Consider the following 15,620-nt stretch of genomic DNA (forward strand, 5'->3'; position numbering starts at 1 on the left):
GAACGAGGTGTTCAACATGACTGCCAGCGGCATCAGCCCATCCGCCGTGGAAACCTTCGCCGCCCGCGAGCGCGAACGCTTCCTGCAACGCAACCCGAAATCGGTAGCCCTGGCCGAACGCGCGCGCCATTCGTTATATGGCGGCGTGCCAATGCACTGGATGGCCGACTGGTCGACCCCGGTGCCGCTGTTCGTCGAACGCGCCAAGGGCGCGCGCTTCTATGACGTCGACGGCCACGCCTACATCGACTTCTGCCTGGGCGACACCGGCACCATGTTCGGCCACTCACCAGATCCGATCGCCAAGGCCATCGCCGAGCAGGGCAACAACGGCCTGACCACCATGCTGCCGGGCGAGGATGCGGTGGTCTGCGGCGAACTGCTGGCCGCACGCTTCGGCCTGCCGTTCTGGCAGGTCACCGCCACCGCCACCGACTCCAACCGCTACGTGCTGCGCTGGGCCCGCGAAATCACCCAGCGCAAGACCCTGCTGGTATTCGACGGCTGCTACCACGGCACGGTCGACGACGTGATGGTGCGCTACCGCGACGGCGAGACCGTGCCGCGCTCCGGCCTGGTCGGCCAGGCCTATGACCTGACCCAGTACAGCCGCGCCATCCCGTTCAACGATGTCGCCGCCCTGGAGGCCGCGCTGGCGAAGGGTGACGTCTGCGCCCTGCTCTGCGAGCCGGCCATGACCAATATCGGCATGGTCCTGCCCGAACCGGGCTTTATGCAGCAGTGCCGCGAGCTGACCAAGAAATACGGCGCGCTGCTGATCATCGACGAGACCCACACCATTTCCACCGACATCGGCGGCTGCACCCAACTGTGGAACCTTGAGCCCGACTTCTTCGTGGTCGGCAAGCCGATCGCTGGCGGCGTGCCCTGTGGCATCTTCGGCTGCAGCGCGGCGATGGCCGAAGCGATGACCGCCGCGCGCAAACGCGCCAGCGAGAACAGCCACGGCCACGGTCACAGCGGCATGGGCACCACGCTGTCGGCCAACGCCCTGGCCATGCACTGCATGCGCGCCAACCTGGAACAGGTGATGACCCCGGCGGCCTACGCGCACATGCTGCCGCTGGCCAAACGTCTGGCCGACGGCTTCCGCCGCCTGATCGGCAAGTACGACCTCAAGTGGTCGGTGACCGAGCTCGGCGCGCGCAGTGAGTTTCAGTTCTGCCCGGTCTCGCCGAAGACCGGCGCCGAGGCCGAAGCGGCCTTCCACGACGAGCTGCAGATGGCCATCCACCTGTACCTGATCAACCGCGGCATCCTGATCACGCCGTTCCACAACATGACCCTGTGCTGCCCGAGTACCACGGCAGAGGATGTGGACCAGCTGATCGGCATGCTCGATGCGGCCCTGACCGAGCTGCTGGCCATCCCCGGCGCCCGCGAATAACGCCGGCAATTACGTAGGATGGGTTGAGCACCGCGATACCCATCAGATCGCATCGATGGGTTACGCCGCCACGCGGCTAACCCATCCTACCCAGGACACCGACCATGCAATTCGCCGATATCCAGGAAGCCCATAACTTCCTCGCCCGCCACCCCGAAGTACGCAGCATCGAGCTGATGCTGATCGACGCCAACGGTATTCCGCGCGGCAAGCTGCTGCACCGCGACGAGCTGTTGGCCATCTACGAGAACGGCCGGCCGCTGCCCAGCTCGATCCTGGCGCTGACCATCCAGGGCGAGGACGTGGAAGAAAGCGGCCTGGTCTGGGAAGTCGCCGATGCCGACTGCTGGACCTACCCGCTGCCCGGCAGTCTGACGCTGCAACCCTGGCGCACCACGCCCACCGGCCAGCTGCAGGTGAGCATGCACCCGACCCAGGGTCTGCCCGCCAGCCCGGCCGACCCACGGCATGTGCTGGTGCGCGCCATCGACCGGCTCAAGGCCGACGGCTACCACCCGGTGATGGCGGTGGAGCTGGAGTTCTACCTGCTGGACAAGACCCGCGACGCCAACGGCCGCCCGCAACCGGCGCTGCAGATGAACGGCGTGCGCCCGCAGGCACCGCAGGTATACGGCGTCTACGAGCTGGAGCAAATGCAGCCGTTTCTCGATGACCTCTACGCCGCCTGCAAAGTGCAGGGCCTGCCGGTGCGCACGGCGATCTCCGAGTACGCCCCGGGCCAGCTGGAGCTGACCCTGGAGCACCGCTTCGACGCGCTGCAGGCGATCGACGAAGGCGTGCGCTACAAGCGCCTGGTCAAGGGCGTGGCCAACAAGCATGGCTTGCAGGCCTGTTTCATGGCCAAACCATTCGGCGACCTGGCCGGCAGCGGTATGCACCTGCACGTCAGCCTGGCCGATGCCGAGGGCAACAACCTGATGGCCAGCGAAGACCCGCAGGGCACGCCATTGCTGCGCCATGCCATCGGCGGGATGATGGCCACCTTGGACGACGCCCTGGCGATCTTCTGCCCCAACGCCAACTCCTACCGGCGCTTCCAGGCCAACAGCTACGCGCCGCTGGCCAAGAGCTGGGGGGTGAACAACCGCACCGTGTCCTTCCGCGTCCCGGGCGGCCCGGCCAACAGCCGCCACATCGAGCACCGCATCTGCGGCGCCGACGCCAACCCCTATCTCGCCGCCGCGGCGATCCTTGCCGGCATTCACACCGGCATCCAGCAGCAGCTCGATCCGGGCCAGGCCATCGTCGGCAACGGCTACGAGCAGGCGCGCGAAACCCTGCCGACCGACTGGCTGACCACCCTGCACGCGCTGGAACACTCCAACTGGGCCAGGGAAGCACTGGGCGAGGACTTCCTCAAGGTGTTCCTGGCGATCAAATGGGCCGAGTTCCGCCAGTTCATGGGCGAAGTCGGCGAGCAGGACTGGCGCTGGTACCTGAGCCACGCCTGAGCCAACCCTCCAGCCTTACCTACACTGATTGAACCAGCCACGAGGAGAACTTCATGAGCACGCCCGTCATCCTGATCACCGGGGCCGCCGGCGGCCTCGGCCGCGCCATCGCCAAGCGCTTCTCCCAGAGCCGCTGGCGGGTCACCGCCACCGATGTCGACAAGGCCGGCCTGCACGCGCTGAACACCGCTGTGCCACTGGACTTCAGCGCCACCGCCGACCTGCGCAGCGCCAGCAACTGCCAGGAGCTGATCGCCGAGACCCTGGTCGCCACCGGCCGCCTGGACGCGGTGGTCAACGCCGCCGGAGTCTGGCGCGAGGGGCCGGTGGAGAGCTTCACCGAGGAAGACTTCGACCAGGTGCTCGGGGTCAACCTCAAGGCCGCCTTCTACATGAGCCAAGCCGCCATCCCCCACCTCAAGGAAAGCCGCGGCTGCATCGTCAATATCGCCAGCGATGCCGGCCGCCAGGCCTATCGAGGCTCGGCGGCCTACTGTGCGAGCAAGGCGGCGCTGGTGATGCTGAGCAAGACCCTGGCCCTGGAACTGGCCGAGCACGGCGTGCGGGTCAACGCGGTGTCGCCTGGCGACATCGCCACGCCGATGCTCGACTATCAGGCCGAGCGCTACGGCAAGGGCAACCCCAATGCTTACAAGCGCGAGCTGCTGAGCCTTTATCCACAGGGCCGCGAGGCGCGCTTCCTGCGCCCCGAGGAAGTCGCCGAGCTGGTCTGGTACCTGTGCCAGCCCGAGGCCGAGGCCATCACCGGCGCCGACCTGGCGATCGACTTCGGCCTCTCCGCCGGCAAATAGCCCGCGCCCTCACATACCGTTGGCGAAAGCCGGCGCGATGGCCGTGCGCAGCGGGCGCATGGCCATCGCGTACTGCACCAGCACCCCGAGGGCCCAGCCGGCGCGGGCGCCGGCCGAGACGCCAACCAGCAGCCCCCGCTTGTGCCCCAGTTCGCGGCGCCCGGAAGAGGTTCTTCAGCGCAGGGCAGGCCATGCCGCGCCACTCGGGGCTGACCAGCACCACGCCGTCCGCCTGAGCCGTTATGATAGACAGGGCTCCGCGATGCCCGAAGCCGTCCACCTCAACTACAAGAGTGTCCCCATGGAAGCCGGAAACGCGCAACTGACGATGAGCGTATTGATGACCCCGGATATGGCCAATTTCTCCGGCAACGTTCACGGCGGCACCCTGCTCAAGTACCTCGACGAGGTGGCTTTCGCCTGTGCCAGCCGCTACGCCGGCTGCTACGTGGTGACCCTGTCGGTGGACCAGGTGACCTTCCGCGAGCCGATCCACGTCGGCGAGTTGGTGACCTTCCTCGCCTCAGTCAATTACACCGGGCGCAGCTCGATGGAAATCGGCATCAAGGTGATCACCGAGAACATCCGCCAGCGCTCGGTGCGCCACACCAACAGCTGCTTCTTCACCATGGTCGCGGTCGATGACGGCGGCAAGCCGATAGCCGTACCGGTACGCCAGCCGCAGACCTCCGAGGAGCAGCGGCGCTTCAAACAGGGCCACCAGCGCCGGGCAATTCGCCAGGAACTGGAGCAGCGCTACCGCGACCTCAAGCACGACGCTTGAGTGCTCGGGCAAGACAGCCCGCAGCGGGACTGGCAGAATGGCGTAACGCTCCTCGAGCCACACCGCGCTCCGACCAAGCCCGCCTGGAACCCGCAATGCTGACCCTCGGTAATATTTTCGTTCTGATGCTGCTGGCCACGGCCGGCGCCTGGCTCTGGCACGCCCACGGTCTGCGCGAGCGCGCCCTGGCGCAGGTCAAACAGCACTGCGCGAAGGCCGATGTCGAACTGCTCGACGGCAACGTCGCCCTACGCAAGATCACCCTGCTGGCCGATAGCCGCGGGCGTAAACGTCTGGCGCGGGTGTATGGCTTCGAGTTCACCGTCACCGGCGAACAACGGCATGTCGGCAGCATTGTCATGTTCGGCCAGCAGGTCGGACGCATCGAGCTGGCGCCCCATCCGTTCAGGAAACCACCGGCGGAAAACCCGCAGGTCATTGAACTCAATGCCTGGCGGCGCGAACGTCAGCCGCCCGAGGACTGAGAGCCCGTGAAAACGCTCGCCTACTGCGGCCGCCTGCAAATGACCGCTGCGGCGCTGGATATTTTCACAACCGCTGAGACGCACTCAGACCCGTCTTGCCAGCGGCAAGCCCACTGCAGAGCCGCTTTCGGCTGACGTCAGGCATAGTGCGGCAAGCAGAAATCGCGCACCCTGATAGCCGCGTCCTCGGGCTGTTCCTGCATGAAGCAGTGCCCACCCTCCACCACCTGGGCATGAACGTGCGGGTTGCTGGCGCACCAGCGCGCCACCGACTTGGCGACAAAGGGGTAGCTGCGCTGGCCATACAGCACCTGAGTCGGCGTCACCACCTTGGCCAGCGATGGCCACAGGCGCTTGGGGAAAGAGCTGAATATTTCCGCCTCACGGCTCGGCCGACACTTGAGCTCGACACCGCTCTCGGTGTCGCGCAGGGCATGGTTGAGGTAGGCCTCGAACGCCGCCTCGTTCCAGCCGCGGAACATCCCCCGGCCATGCAGCGCGGCATAGGCTGCAATCCGGTCGGGCCACTCGCGGCGACGCTTGCGCGCCTTGCTCGCCAGGGTATTGCGCTGGCTCAGACCGACCACGTCGGATAGCGCCATCACCCCGATCATCGCCGGGGTGAAGAGCACCGGATCGAGCAGCACGGCGCGCTGAAATAGCTGCGGCTGCTGGGCCAGCATCAGGCTGCTCAAGACCCCGCCAAAGCTATGGCCGACGGCAAACAACGGCACCTCGGCAAAGTGCTTGCGGCCCTCGGCGAACGCCTCCAACGCCAGCTCGGCACTGCGGTTCCAGCCATGGAAACGCCCGCCATGATCGCTGTCGCCATGGCCCTGGGCATCGCACAGCCAGAGATCGAAATCCGCAGCCAGAGAAGCCAGCAGCGGCTCATAAACGCGACCGCAATAACCGTTACCGTGGAGAAAATGCAGCAACGGCTTGCCCGAAGGCGGCGAATGCCAGCCGCGCAGGGTGAAACCGGCGGAACAGGCGTGGGACCAGGAAATCAGTTGCATACCCTTCATCCATCAGGAAAACCCGTGAAGTCTATCAGGCCCGCACAAGAAGCCCTGTACAGGCCGCACTATCAGCCCAATCGACACCGCTGCATGCCGGCCTGCAAGGTCTCCACCTCCTGCGCCTCGCTAAAAATCAGCTCCAGGCGGGAATCCTTGCGCCATTCGCTGGTTTGCCAGTGCAAGGGCTGGCCCTGCAGGGCGTTGGCCGAGAGCCAACCGGCATTGGTTTGCAGCACCAGCTTGGCTCTCCGCCAGGGTAAGGTGTTGAGCCACTGCTGCACCTGCATCAACTCGAACTGCTGGCTGGGGTGCCAGCGCCAGCCGATGCTCCAGCCTTCAGCTTGCGCCTGAACCTGGCAGATCGGCTCGGCCGGTGTGCGCCAGATCTGCGGCCTGGCTGCGGCGACGCTGTGGGGCAGGCCGTCCAGACCCGTACCGGCTTCGGCCCGGGCAGCGAAACCGGGGAGTTGCGCCAGGGGCAAGGCCGCCTGGGTCGTCCACAGCAGCGGACGCGCCGGCAGCTGCGCCTGAATCCGCCCCTTCGCCGCATCGTCCAGGTGCTCGGCCTTGTTCAGCAGCAGCAAACCGGCACTGCTCAAGCTGGCCTGCTGGCTGTCAGGCAAGCCGGCGCCGGCGGCCAGGGCGGCGGCATCCAGCACCAGCACCGCCGGCTGCACAGCCAGTACGCCGGCCCAGGGCGGCTCGCGCAATTGGCGCAACAACTCCAACGGATGGCCCAGGCCGGACGGCTCGATCAGCAGGCGATCCGGCCTGGCCTTGCGCAACAGCCGGCTCAGGCCGATCTGGAAGGGCACGCCGTTGACGCAGCACAGGCAGCCGCCGGCGACCTCGCCCATGGCGATGCCGTCGGCGTCGCTGCTGAGCAGGGCCGCGTCCAGGCCGATCAAGCCGAACTCGTTGATCAGTACCGCCCAACGCTCAGCTGCCGGGCGCTGCGCCAGCAAGTTGCGGATCAGGCTGGTCTTGCCGGCGCCCAGGGGGCCGGCGATCAGGTGGGTGGGAATATTCTTGAGCATGGGCCTATGGTGCGTTTGTACAAGCGCTAAGGGAAGGGATCCCGGTGCGCTGCTTGTGCTGGTTAAGCGGACTGTGTCCGCGAGCGCCGCAACGGTCTGACTCGGCGCCACGCAGACGCGGAAAAAGCGGCATGCTAGAGTCGCCAGCATATTCGCTTGGGGGGTTAATCGATGCGTCTTGTTCTGCTACTGGGCATGCTCGCCCTATCCGGACTGGCCTGGGGCGAAGCCTGCGTGATTCACAGTCAGGCCGAGCGCCTGGACGTCAAGATCTGCCAGCAGAATCGCAGCATTCCACCGAACCTGTTTCGCAGCGGTTTCTGCCAACCACAATTGAAAGGCCAGAAGGTCGAAGTCGCCTTCGTCGAGCAATGCCCGATCGGCGCCTACGGCGTCTGCCGCAACGCCCGGGTCGGCGGCATGCCCTACCAGCAGGACATCCATTACTACGGCGTGGCCAGCGACGCCGCCTACCTCAAGCCGTTCTGCGAACGGCAGAGCAAGGGCGTGTGGATGGCGCGCTAGGCCGTACAACCGGCCACGCGCCTGTCGAGCTCCTCTATCAGGCCGCCGCTTCCTCGATCCAAGGCCCGAACGGATCGGGCAGTGCCAACCAGGCACCCGCACCCAGGGCCATTTCCGCGTTATCCAGCCGGCAGGCGTCCAGTTCTGCGGTGAGTTGTGCGAAGTCGATGCTCTACCCGCCCGCCCGGCAATCGCCGCGGCGCCCCCCCCCCAGTTTTTCAGGACCGCGCGGCAGGACTTCGATAAGCACGGTTGCACGCAGGGGCAATCTCCCTGGCGCTGGATTAGCCTGTTATGACATTCCTTAAATCATCTATTGCACGCGCTGGGCTTAAGCTCAACCCACGGACTCTGCCGAATATTGCGGGCATTGGCCCGCACGGCGGTGGCGCTGGTGGACGGTATCCAGACGCGCCTACCTCACCCGGCATGATCTAGCGCTGCTGCGCCCTCCAGCCCGCGGTCAGGAGGGAAGGCCCATACCAAGAGAATGCCTGCACGCCAGGTTCCATGGGGGTTCCACATGGAACCTCAGGTTCCGCAAGGCTTCGCCAGCCAGTTGCAAGACCATGAGGCGCCGGCCGAAAGCGTTGACCGGGATGCTCTGCGGCAGAAACCGCACAAGGCCCAAGAGGCCACCTCTTGGTCCGGTCGAGGATCGGGCCTGAACGGCCAAGGCCGCCTGGTCAGGTGATTGCCGGGCCGCAGCAACCGCTGCGAGGCACCACGCCCGGATGGCGTGGCCTATGTTGATTCAGCAGGCGCTGGAGCGGCATCTTGCGATCGCCCAACAAGCCCTGGTCAACCCCGGCTTAAGACGTACTCCGCCAAGCCGGCGTAAACCCAGAGCCTATCTGGACCTGCCATTCTGACAGTGCGTCAGATCTTGGTGACGAACGTGCGGGCTTGGTAGAGCGCGAAACCACTCAAGGCGATGATCACCACCACCGCCAGGATATCGGCCCCTGGATAACCCCAAAAATCAGACATGCTATTTCTCCTTCAGCCAGTTGCTTGCGTAGTGAGCGTATGGATTTTGATCAGATCAGCGCGGTATCGCGCATGCGCTGACGACCGAAATCGCTCAGACGAAATTTGAACAGCACCTTGCCCAGGCCGAAGTAGTCCTGCTCATCGAGCTGCTCCTCGACACTTTCGATAATGCCGCTGGAATAGAGATCGGTCAGGGTCACCCGCGTGGTGCCCCGCCAGTACGGGCCGGAAATTGCGTATTCGCGCTCAAGAATATCCGACACCTGCCAATCCCATAATCCCTGGTCCAGCTGATCATTGATCAACTGCAGGATACGGCCCTTCATATGCAGTCTTTTCATGATCCGACCTCCTCTGCTTTGCTCTTGGACACGGCACGCACCACTTCCAGCACCTCGTCGCTCTCGGTGTACATCACGAAACCACCGATCACGAACAGGGCGAGTCCAGCCAGGAAGTTCCACTCAGGAAACTCCAGAGTGAAGGCGGCCAGGAAGATCACCGCAAACAGGCCGTACAACGCCGCAATAGCCTGCCCGCGCCCCACGCCGATGAGGGGAAAGGACTTGTACCAGGACACATAACAGAAGGCGAAGGTGACCCCGGCCAACATCAACCAGCCGATTGCCGCCCAGTTGAACGTGGCCACGACCAGTTCCACCACCGGTTGGTCGGTAAACAGGTAAATAGCGGGCAGGATCAACGCGACCCAGTAGAGCACCTCGGCGGAGAAGCGTACGGTGATGCCAACGTCGGGGTCGGCAACATCCAGGCCCCGTCCAGCGATCGCGCCCTCGATGCCCCAACCCAGTGCGGCCATGGCACCGCCCAGATAGCCCAACCAACCACTGTCACCGGTTCCCGTCAATTCACCGATAATACCGGGTGCATAAACAGTCACGCCGCCGGCCATGATGATGAAAATGCCGATCGCCGCCCGTTTGGTGATTTTCTCCTGATACCAGAGACGAGCCAGGGTAGCGCCGATTATCGGGTACATCAGCGCGGCGATGGCGGCGAACGCACCACCGATATAGCCCATGGCCAAATAGGAGCCAAAGATCGCCATGGGACCACCGAAGATGGCGCCGATGAAGAACCACTTGGAAATATTGCGCATCTGGCGAATGGTGCGGCCGTATTCCCCCCACTTGCCAAGTACGCCGTTCCAGAGAAACAGGAATAACAAAACGGCGATGGCATTGAAGGTCGTCAGCACTGCCGCCGCCAACAGAAATTCGGAATTAGTCTCATAGGTCAGGTCGACATAAGGCGCTTCAAACCAGACGGCTGACCCAGGCACATACCAAGCGCCCCACAAGACAGCGCACCACAATGCCCAGATAAATCCCCAGCGAATACTGCTGGCGGTAAAGCGCGTTCGCGCCAGATCCAGATTTTTATGCATTATTATTGCCTCCTTTAAAATTGAAGGAGAGACGCATTGGTCACCGAATAATTTCGCTATTTTGGCTAACCGATGTAATGCTTTTGACACTTCGTTACCCATAAAAACGCGTGGTAACTTCCAGTGCAAAAATCCGTGCCCAACTATTAATATTGCCAAGCAATACGTCGCCCCACGCAGTAACGCTAACATGCAACCCGCGAAACGGGCTAAGCATTTAACTATAAACACTCAACCCAACAGCCTGTTCACCCACCGACTAACCAGTCAATAAACATCCCGCTCGGACCTGTTTCCGCGATTGGATAAACGCTTGACTGCATAGCCGTCAAACCGATAATCACCCAGCCCGTGACGGCTATAGAACAGCGAAGCCTGGCGCTTATTTACACATTTTCAAGACGCAGTAAACCACCTAATTAATCGCCACACCGATATTTACCGCGAAAAAAGCCACGCGTAATCAAGCCCTTTTGCGCAACCATCCGGCGCACGCCAGCCGCCACCGTTATTATTGCAACAGGTCCTGCTGCACGGTCGTTTCAGCGCACATCAACCGGCATAAAGCACTGCCCCGAAGCCCCCTTGCGCCGCGCCACAGCGCCTGCCCTGACCTCACCAAACAGACAAAGCTGCCCGCTTACTGTATGGTCCTACTTCATTTTCATGCACATCGTTTCCGTGAATCTTGCGATTCATGGTTCTTGATCTATTAACTCACCTAGTTGATAGACCGGTGCCTTGTTGTTTATTCAAGCGGCAACAAGATGCCTTATCCAGGGAGAAATTTATCACGACTCGAGTAGCCATTATTGGTGCCGGCCCCAGCGGTCTTGCACAACTTCGCGCGTTTCAAACAGCTCAAGAAAAAGGCGCCGAAATTCCCGAACTGGTTTGTTATGAAAAGCAGGCGGACTGGGGCGGCTTGTGGAATTACACATGGCGCACTGGCCTGGACAAGAATGGCGAACCCGTGCACGGCAGTATGTACCGCTACCTCTGGTCCAATGGTCCAAAAGAATGCCTCGAGTTTGCCGACTACACCTTTGATGAACACTTTGATCAGCCCATTGCCTCCTATCCGCCACGCGCAGTACTCTGGGATTACATCAAGGGCAGGGTCGAGAAAGCCGACGTCCGTCAATATATTCGGTTCAACACGCCGGTTCGCCAAGTTAGTTATTGCCCGCAAAGTCGTCAATTCACGGTAACTGCCCATGACCATGGCAGCGACAGCACCAGCAGTGAACTCTATGACCACGTGATCGTTGCGTCCGGTCATTTCTCGACACCCAGCGTGCCCTTTTTCGAGGGTTTCGAGGGCTTCAATGGCCGTATTCTGCATGCCCATGACTTTCGCGATGCAGTGGAGTTCAAGGACAAGGATATTCTCCTGATCGGCAGCAGTTATTCCGCCGAAGATATCGGCTCGCAATGCTACAAGTACGGCGCCCGGAGCATTACCAGCAGTTATCGCACCCGCCCCATGGGCTTCGATTGGCCGGAAAACTGGCAGGAGAAGCCCCTGCTGACCAAGGTCGATGGCGACACCGCCTATTTTGTCGACGGCAGTTCAAAGCGAATCGATGCCATTATTCTCTGCACCGGCTATCTGCATCACTTTCCGTTCCTTGATGAAGAACTGCGCCTGAAAACCGGCAACCGTCTCTGGCCGCTGGGTCTGTATGAGGGTGTGGCCTTGGTCGAGCAGCCCGGTCTGTTCTACCTTGGCATGCAAGACCAGTGGTACACCTTCAACATGTTTGATGCCCAAGCCTGGTATGTGCGGGATGTGATTCTGGGTCGGATCGTCATGCCCGCCAAGCCGGTAATGGAGGCTGACATCCAGACCTGGCGCCGCCGCGAAGCCCTGCTTGAAAGCGATGAGCAGATGATCCGTTTTCAGGGCGACTACATAAAATCGCTGATCGAACAGACGGACTATCCGACCTTCGACATCGAAGGCGTGAACCAGACGTTTCTGCAGTGGGAACAGCATAAGCACAACGATATCCTGACCTTCAGGGATCACTCCTATCGCTCGCTGATGACTGGCACTCAGGCACCGGCGCACCATACGCCGTGGCTCGAGGCGATGGATGACTCGCTGGACGCCTATCTCAACGCACCAAGCGCAGCCCAAGCTGAAAAGGTCATCTGAACCAATCCGGAGTTAATCGCAACCTTCTCGGCAGATGATTAACCCTCTGCAATGATCCGCCCTCGTTGCAGAGCCTCAGGGCATGCCAGCCTTGTTTCGGGATTGGCTAACGTTCAGTGACCCGGGCCGCGTTGCGGGGTTGATTGGCAGCGCCAGTATGCCGACAACCCCACAGACAGCGCGACGTGACTCCCGCTGGTTATAAACCTCCCCCGCAGCATCGGTCATGACCCATGTCCAGCAAAGCCAACATTTCCATCCGCGCTTACCGCCCCAGCGATCCCCAGGCTCTGCTCACGCTGTTCGGCACCTCCGTGCATGGTTTGGCGCAGCGTTTGGCCTGGGCGCCGCTGGAAACCGAGCTGCCGGCCGGGCAAGTGCACCAGGCGACGTTGCCGGTCAGGCGGGCGCAACACCGGGGACAACCAGCCGGGTTTATCGGTTTCACGACGAACGCTCATATCGAGCTGATGTTCTGTTCGCCGGCGTGCGCCCGCCAAAGGCTGGCGTCGGCGCTGCATCGGGATGCCGAGGTCCACTTGCGCACTCTTGGCGCGGCGGCGCTGTTTACCGCGGCCAGCCTGAAGGCGCGGCCATGCTTTGCTAGGCAGGGCTTTTCTGTGGAACAGGCACAGACGCTGGTGCGCGGCACTGTTACCTTGCAGCGCTTCGCCATGCGCAGGCCACTGCGCCCTGAAAGACAAGGAACCCCGGAATAGCCATGACTCATCTGACCTGGACAGGACTTGCGCTGGTACTGCTGGCAGTCGCAGGTTTGGCCTACTGGAACTGGCGCAGTAACCGCCAACTCAGGCAACTGGACCAGCGTGTCCGCCGACAAAGCGAATTGCTTGAGCAAATCGACAGCGTGCTGGAAAACCCGCAACTCAGCGAAGACGAGCAGCGCGCGCAAAGCGAAGCCCTGCTGGCCAAGCTGCGGGAAAGCAGCAAGCCCTGAGCGGCCAGCGTACAGCCCGCGCGCGCAAGCCTGAAGGTACCCGCGCTCATCGGCCCCGCCCCTCGGCAGGGCATGGGCGCAGCGCCTCTACACCTTAAGAGATATGGTCAGGGTCGGCACCCCATGGCAGTGTGGCCTATCGCACCGCTCATTTTTTCGTACGGATGGACTGTCATGGATATTGCCGAATTCGCCGACCTGCTGGCCGCCGCCAAGGCCCAGCCGGAACCACAACGCTTGCTGTTGGTGTTCGTTTGCGCCGAGCTGCCGGAAGATGCAACCGAAGAGGAACGCCAGCGCCACGCCGAGAACCAGGGTGGCTCGCTCAAGCCGGTGCTGTGCGTCGACAAGCTGCCGGACGAACTGGTGGATTTTGCCGGGTTGCTGGCCGAGTCCAACCGCACCGGGGTGGCCTGGGACCTGGTGTTCGCCGCCGGCCTGGCCGGGCGCGCAGGCATGGTGCCGAGCAGCGATGAAGCCGAACAACCGCTGAAGATGATGGTCGGCGCCATCGAAGCCGGCAGCATCGGCAACTTCGTCGCCTTCGACCGTGAGGGCCATGCGGTCAACTTCTACTAGGCACTTGTCAGCGTACTAGTGCGCAAGTCGCAACAAGCAAGTCGCAGCGACATAGTGCCAAGGTTCCCTGGCTCGCTGCGCGCCCCCATGTGAACGTCCCTGGACTGGTAAACCACAACAGGGAGGTCCGGGTGAAAGACGCAGAATTGTGCCGCTGGCTGCTGGAAGTGAACGAGCCCTGGGAGGTCAGCCGGGTCCGGGTCGATACCCACAGCCGCGAGGTGCATGCCTACCTGAGCACCGGTAAGACCTGGTTCGGCCGCTACCTTGGTGAACAGCCTCGTTCACGCTGGCGGCATGTCAATATCGGCGCCTACAAGACCTACATCCACGCCAGCCTGCCGGAGCAGGACGAGCAGGCACCGCCCCCCTTCCTGGGTAACAGTGCCAGCGACTTTACCCATGGCCTGGCCAGGCGGGTGATCCAGTGCCTGCAGGATGGCCTGCGCTATCGCCAGGTCTGCGCCCTGCTGGATATCGACATTCACCTGGCCTGGCAGATCAAGCACGCGATCGAGTCCGGTCAGTTGGCCACGGCCGATACGGGCCTGCGGGCGCGCCTGCAGCTGGACGACTCGGCGGGGCAAACCGGCAGTACGATCCCGGCCAGCGACGATGGCATATGGCTGCGCCTGCTGGCACTGGATTGTCCGTTCGAGATCCGCCTGCTCAGCCTGAAGCTGCTGCTGGCCCGTGCCCGCCAGGACTTTGCCAAGGCGCATGACCCGGATCTGCGGATCCTCAGGATCAATGAACTGCGGCGTTTCTTCATCAAGCACGAAAAGCATCTGCAGCACGAGATCGCCCAGCTGAACAACGACCACCAGCCGGCCACGGAGGGCGACCAGCCATGAGCATCGGCACAGCGACAAGCGCACTGCTGGACCTGCGCCAGGCCAGCGCCTTGATCGAACGCGGCGAAACCCTGGCCATCGCTGGCCACCTCGAGTGCCTGGCAGCGCTGCCCAGGGGTAACTGGATCGGCGGCACCACCCCCTACTTCATGGCCAGCGAGGGCGGCACCTGTCGGCTCGATCGGGTGTTCGTGCAGTCCTTCGGCCAGCAGGTCGGCGAGATCGCCTGCTATGACCGTGAGCGACTGCCGCACATGCTCGAAGACGCCCCGGAAGATGGCTTCAGCATCGTCATCCTGCCGGCCGGCAGTGCGGTGCTCGAGGACTATGCCCGCGAAGCCCCCACTTACCCCGACATGTACATCAAGCCGATAGCCGGCTGGGTCGCCGGCGTGCACCTGGATCAGCTGGGCAGCGCGCAGGCCCAGGTGGTCGATGGCCGCAGCGGTCGCTGCTGCGCCGACCAGGCCATCGTCCTGCACATCCCCCTGCCGCCGCACCAGACGGCGGTGGTGCATGCAGTGAACCTGTTCCAGCCCGGCGCAGGACCGACACTGAGTTTCGACGAGACCGGCTTTGCCGCCCGCGACTGCCTGATCGATGGCGTGCGCGGCAGCTTGCTCGAACTGATCCGCGCGCGCGGCATCGACACCCGCCTGCCGCTGGTGGCCGACTACTGCGGGGCCATGGTCAATGTCAGCATCCAGTCGCTGGAGCGCGAGCCGGGCCTGGTGTCCTTCTACGCGCCGGTGTTCGCCGGGGTGAACTACCGCTTCGCCGACGCGGTCGAGAACTATAGCGAGCGTTTCCTGCAGGCCATGCCCCGCGACGGCGGCCCCATCCTGTTCGGCTGCAACTGCATCCTCAATTACCTGTACTCGCAGCTGCAGGGGCGCCAGACCGCACAACTCACCGGCCCCATCACCTTCGGCGAAGTCGCGTACCAGTTGCTCAACCAGACGGCGGTCTACCTGACGCTCGAGCAAAGCTGAACCGGCGACCTCGAACTGCCGGATCGCGACCCGGCAGCTAAACAGTCGCGCACCCGCTGCAGGACACGTTATGGTTAGTCAAGATCGACCATTCGCCCCGGCGGTGCGACCAGCCCGCCGCGCGTCGGAC

At 63.0% G+C, this 15,620-nt stretch carries 16 protein-coding genes and 1 pseudogene; 12 read left to right on the forward strand and 5 right to left on the reverse strand.

The window, feature by feature from the left end:
- Nucleotides 1-16 precede the first annotated feature (16 nt).
- The 5 genes from LJY18_RS05795 to LJY18_RS05820 all read left to right on the forward strand — a co-directional run bounded on the left by LJY18_RS05795 (nt 17) and on the right by LJY18_RS05820 (nt 4,961).
- Nucleotides 17-1,408, forward strand: a complete 1,392-nt coding sequence (locus LJY18_RS05795) for an aspartate aminotransferase family protein (protein WP_238040829.1) — start codon at nt 17-19, stop codon at nt 1,406-1,408.
- Nucleotides 1,409-1,512: 104 nt separating this feature from the next.
- Nucleotides 1,513-2,880 (forward strand): glutamine synthetase family protein, encoded by a 1,368-nt coding sequence (locus LJY18_RS05800; protein ID WP_238040830.1) that lies wholly within the window; start codon nt 1,513-1,515, stop codon nt 2,878-2,880.
- Nucleotides 2,881-2,933: 53 nt separating this feature from the next.
- Entirely contained in the window at nt 2,934-3,692 is a 759-nt protein-coding gene (locus LJY18_RS05805; protein WP_238040831.1) for an SDR family NAD(P)-dependent oxidoreductase, read from the forward strand.
- A 301-nt stretch (nt 3,693-3,993) separates the two neighbouring features.
- Nucleotides 3,994-4,476 (forward strand): acyl-CoA thioesterase, encoded by a 483-nt coding sequence (locus tag LJY18_RS05815; protein WP_238040832.1) that lies wholly within the window; start codon nt 3,994-3,996, stop codon nt 4,474-4,476.
- Nucleotides 4,477-4,571: 95 nt separating this feature from the next.
- A complete protein-coding gene (locus tag LJY18_RS05820) occupies nt 4,572-4,961 on the forward strand; it encodes a DUF3301 domain-containing protein (protein WP_238040833.1) in 390 nt (129 codons plus the stop codon).
- Nucleotides 4,962-5,098: 137 nt separating this feature from the next.
- On the opposite strand, the gene LJY18_RS05825 is transcribed toward LJY18_RS05820, so the two are convergent.
- Both LJY18_RS05825 and LJY18_RS05830 read right to left on the reverse strand, forming a co-directional pair.
- Nucleotides 5,099-5,980 carry an alpha/beta fold hydrolase gene (locus tag LJY18_RS05825; protein WP_238040834.1) on the reverse strand — a complete coding sequence of 294 codons (882 nt, stop codon included), beginning with the start codon at nt 5,978-5,980 and terminating at the stop codon, nt 5,099-5,101.
- 71 nt (nt 5,981-6,051) lie between these two features.
- Entirely contained in the window at nt 6,052-7,020 is a 969-nt protein-coding gene (locus tag LJY18_RS05830; RefSeq protein WP_238040835.1) for a CobW family GTP-binding protein, read from the reverse strand.
- Between the two features lie 171 nt (nt 7,021-7,191).
- Here LJY18_RS05830 and LJY18_RS05835 point away from each other — a divergent pair, with 171 nt between their 5' ends.
- Nucleotides 7,192-7,545, forward strand: a complete 354-nt coding sequence (locus LJY18_RS05835) for an NADH:ubiquinone oxidoreductase (RefSeq protein ID WP_238040836.1) — start codon at nt 7,192-7,194, stop codon at nt 7,543-7,545.
- 37 nt (nt 7,546-7,582) lie between these two features.
- On the opposite strand, the pseudogene LJY18_RS05840 reads toward LJY18_RS05835, so the two are convergent.
- From LJY18_RS05840 to LJY18_RS05850, 3 genes and pseudogenes are all read right to left on the reverse strand, one after another.
- Nucleotides 7,583-7,717, reverse strand: a pseudogene (locus LJY18_RS05840) (GTP-binding protein); the annotation flags it as partial.
- Nucleotides 7,718-8,585: 868 nt separating this feature from the next.
- The gene (locus tag LJY18_RS05845) at nt 8,586-8,879 is read right to left on the reverse strand and encodes a hypothetical protein (protein WP_238040837.1); all 294 of its coding nucleotides are present in this window, start codon (nt 8,877-8,879) and stop codon (nt 8,586-8,588) included.
- A complete protein-coding gene (locus LJY18_RS05850; RefSeq protein WP_238040838.1) occupies nt 8,876-10,048 on the reverse strand; it encodes a DMT family transporter in 1,173 nt (390 codons plus the stop codon). The genes LJY18_RS05845 and LJY18_RS05850 overlap by 4 nt, the downstream gene beginning before the upstream one ends.
- Nucleotides 10,049-10,736: 688 nt before the next feature.
- Between LJY18_RS05850 and LJY18_RS05855 the strand changes: the two genes are divergently transcribed.
- The 6 genes from LJY18_RS05855 (at nt 10,737) to LJY18_RS05880 (ending at nt 15,490) form a co-directional block, all read left to right on the forward strand.
- Entirely contained in the window at nt 10,737-12,107 is a 1,371-nt protein-coding gene (locus LJY18_RS05855) for an NAD(P)-binding domain-containing protein (RefSeq protein WP_238041122.1), read from the forward strand.
- 233 nt (nt 12,108-12,340) lie between these two features.
- On the forward strand, nt 12,341-12,826 hold the full coding sequence (locus LJY18_RS05860) for a GNAT family N-acetyltransferase (RefSeq protein ID WP_238040839.1): 486 nt from the start codon (nt 12,341-12,343) through the stop codon (nt 12,824-12,826).
- Nucleotides 12,827-12,828: 2 nt separating this feature from the next.
- Complete coding sequence (locus tag LJY18_RS05865; RefSeq protein ID WP_238040840.1) at nt 12,829-13,065, forward strand: hypothetical protein; 237 nt, start codon at nt 12,829-12,831, stop codon at nt 13,063-13,065.
- A gap of 174 nt (nt 13,066-13,239) precedes the next feature.
- On the forward strand, nt 13,240-13,644 hold the full coding sequence (locus LJY18_RS05870; protein ID WP_238040841.1) for a ribonucleotide reductase subunit alpha: 405 nt from the start codon (nt 13,240-13,242) through the stop codon (nt 13,642-13,644).
- A gap of 131 nt (nt 13,645-13,775) precedes the next feature.
- Nucleotides 13,776-14,498, forward strand: a complete 723-nt coding sequence (locus tag LJY18_RS05875) for a hypothetical protein (RefSeq protein WP_238040842.1) — start codon at nt 13,776-13,778, stop codon at nt 14,496-14,498.
- Nucleotides 14,495-15,490 carry a DUF6976 family protein gene (locus LJY18_RS05880; RefSeq protein ID WP_238040843.1) on the forward strand — a complete coding sequence of 332 codons (996 nt, stop codon included), beginning with the start codon at nt 14,495-14,497 and terminating at the stop codon, nt 15,488-15,490. The genes LJY18_RS05875 and LJY18_RS05880 overlap by 4 nt, the downstream gene beginning before the upstream one ends.
- Nucleotides 15,491-15,620 lie beyond the last annotated feature (130 nt).

This window comes from Pseudomonas sp. MMS21 TM103, assembly GCF_022132145.1.
Lineage (GTDB): Bacteria > Pseudomonadota > Gammaproteobacteria > Pseudomonadales > Pseudomonadaceae > Aquipseudomonas.